Annotated in this window: 4 protein-coding genes; all 4 read right to left on the minus strand. The window is 74.7% G+C overall.

What is annotated here, in order from left to right:
* Window positions 1-398 (minus strand): hypothetical protein (locus Y694_RS21545; RefSeq protein WP_036236551.1); only part of this gene is annotated, 398 nt, incomplete at its 3' end.
* Window positions 395-1084: an SDR family oxidoreductase gene (locus Y694_RS21550; protein WP_036236554.1), complete on the minus strand. Its 690-nt coding sequence runs from the start codon at window positions 1082-1084 to the stop codon at window positions 395-397. The genes Y694_RS21545 and Y694_RS21550, both read right to left, overlap by 4 nt.
* A gap of 28 nt (window positions 1085-1112) precedes the next feature.
* Window positions 1113-1346 carry a hypothetical protein gene (locus tag Y694_RS22900; RefSeq protein ID WP_051495972.1) on the minus strand — a complete coding sequence of 78 codons (234 nt, stop codon included), beginning with the start codon at window positions 1344-1346 and terminating at the stop codon, window positions 1113-1115.
* Between the two features lie 233 nt (window positions 1347-1579).
* The coding region (locus Y694_RS21560) for a GNAT family N-acetyltransferase (RefSeq protein WP_036236559.1) at window positions 1580-1853 on the minus strand (274 nt) is incomplete at its 5' end.

Raw genomic sequence — 1853 nt, forward strand, 5'->3', positions numbered from 1 at the left:
AGCAGGCCGGCCGGGATCGGGTCCAGCCCGAGCTGGGCGCGCACGTCCGAGCGCAGCGCCTCGATCAGCGGCTGCCAGTCCACCGGCTCGCCGCGCCGCAGCCGCAGCGCGCACTGCGCCGCCAGCTCCACCTGCGCCAGCGAGCCGAACAGCACCAGATCGGCCAGCGTCTCCTCGATTTGCGGACCGTGCTCGTCGGCCGCCGGCGAGAACGAGCCGGCCAGCGATCGGTAGGCCGCCATCAGCGACTTCAGCCGCTCGGTTTCCTGCCGGTTCTCGCGCTGGCGCCGCTGCTGCACGCGCTGCATCACGAACACACGTACCGCCAGCAGCACCACGGCGAGCAGCAGCGACGCGATCAGCGTCAGCGGCAGCGGGCCCAGGTCGGTCAGCCTCATCGCGGCACCCAGCCTCCGCACACCGGGAACACCTGGCCCACGAAGCAGTCGGCCGGCTCGCTGCACAGGTAGGCGGCGAACTCGGCGTCCTCGCGCGCGCCGACCAGCCGGCCCAGCGGCACCTCGCGCTTCAGGCGTTCCTGGAAGCGCGGGTCGGCCTGCACCTCGGGCGGGAAGTAGGTCGGGTTGTCGACGAAGTTCTGCGCGATCGCGTTCACCCGCACGCCGTGCGGCGCCACCTCGACGCCGACCGCCTGCACATAGGCCAGCTGCGCGCCGCGCGCGGCGCTGTAGGTCGAGCTGTTCTTCATGCCGCGCAGCGCCGCGGCGCTCCCCATCAGCACCACGCGGCCTGCGCGCCGCGCGATCATCTGCGGCAGCACCGCGCGCAGCAGCCGCGGCAGCGGGTCGACCAGCGCGCCGAACACCGCCGCCCACTCGGCATCGGACGACGCCACCGCGCTGGTGCGCGGTGCCGGGATCGCCAGGTTGAGCACCAACAGGTCCACCACGCCGGCCGCGGCCACCACCCGCGCCGGCGCATCGGCATCGGCCAGCGGCGAGGTGTCGGCGATCACGTCTGCGCCATGCGCGGCGAACACCTCGCACAGCGCCGGCCCCATGAAGGCATCGGCCTGGGTGATCAGCGCACGCCGTCCGCTCAGGGTCAGGGGGTTTCCTGTCATGCGTCGGTCCTTTCGGTGACGGTGTCGGTCAGCGGCGCGGTTGGTGCATCACGCGCTGCGTCTCGGCCCACAGCGCCTGGCACTGGTGCTCGATCGGGCTCGAGGCCGCCGGTGCCACGCCCTGCGCCTCGGCGGTCTTCACGCGCCGCAGTTCGCCCTGGTAGGCGGCGCTGCGGCGCGCCGCGGCGAGCTGGCGGCGCCGTGAGTCGTCGAGCTGCAGCCGGCGCAGGCTGAGGTAGGCGTCGTCGCGGTGGCCGCGCATCGCGGGCAGGCGGGTCTCGCACTTGGCATAGCGAGGTCGAAGCGCGCCATGGCCTGCGGGTCGAGCGCCATCGACTGCGCCGCGGCGGGCAGCGGTGCCGCGGCCGCCAGCACGGCGCAGGCGGTGACCAGGGCCCGGGCGCCAGGGAAGGGAAGCAGGGGCAGTCGCACGCGGGGGCCTTTGCGGAGCGGGGAGGGTGGGCGGGCATCGGCAGCGGTTGCGCGCGGCCTGGCTCAGGCGCCGACGCGCGCCAGCACCCGCACCACCACCTCGCGGCGGAGCCGGAAGCCCAGGCGCTCGTAGACGCGGCTGGCGGCGCGGTTGTCGTGCATCACGTGCAGGAAGGGCTGCTCGCCGCGCGCGAGCTGCTGCCGCAGCAGCCGTGCCATCAGGCGGTGGGCGAGGCCGTGGCCGCGGTCGTCGGGATGCGTGCACACGCCGCTGATCTCGCGGAAGCCGCCGGCGCCCATGCGCTCGCCGGCCATGGCGCGCAGCCGCTCGCCGTCG

Origin of the sequence: Methylibium sp. T29-B (assembly GCF_000576225.1) — a bacterium.
In the GTDB taxonomy this organism is placed as follows: Bacteria; Pseudomonadota; Gammaproteobacteria; order Burkholderiales; family Burkholderiaceae_C; genus Methylibium; species Methylibium petroleiphilum.

Bases quoted from the DNA above. Each gene is read 5' to 3' on its own strand.
- Y694_RS21550 (WP_036236554.1), bottom strand. From the start codon at position 1,084: ATGACAGGAAACCCCCTGACCCTGAGCGGACGGCGTGCGCTGATCACC.
- Y694_RS22900 (WP_051495972.1), bottom strand. From the start codon at position 1,346: ATGCGCGGCCACCGCGACGACGCCTACCTCAGCCTGCGCCGGCTGCAG.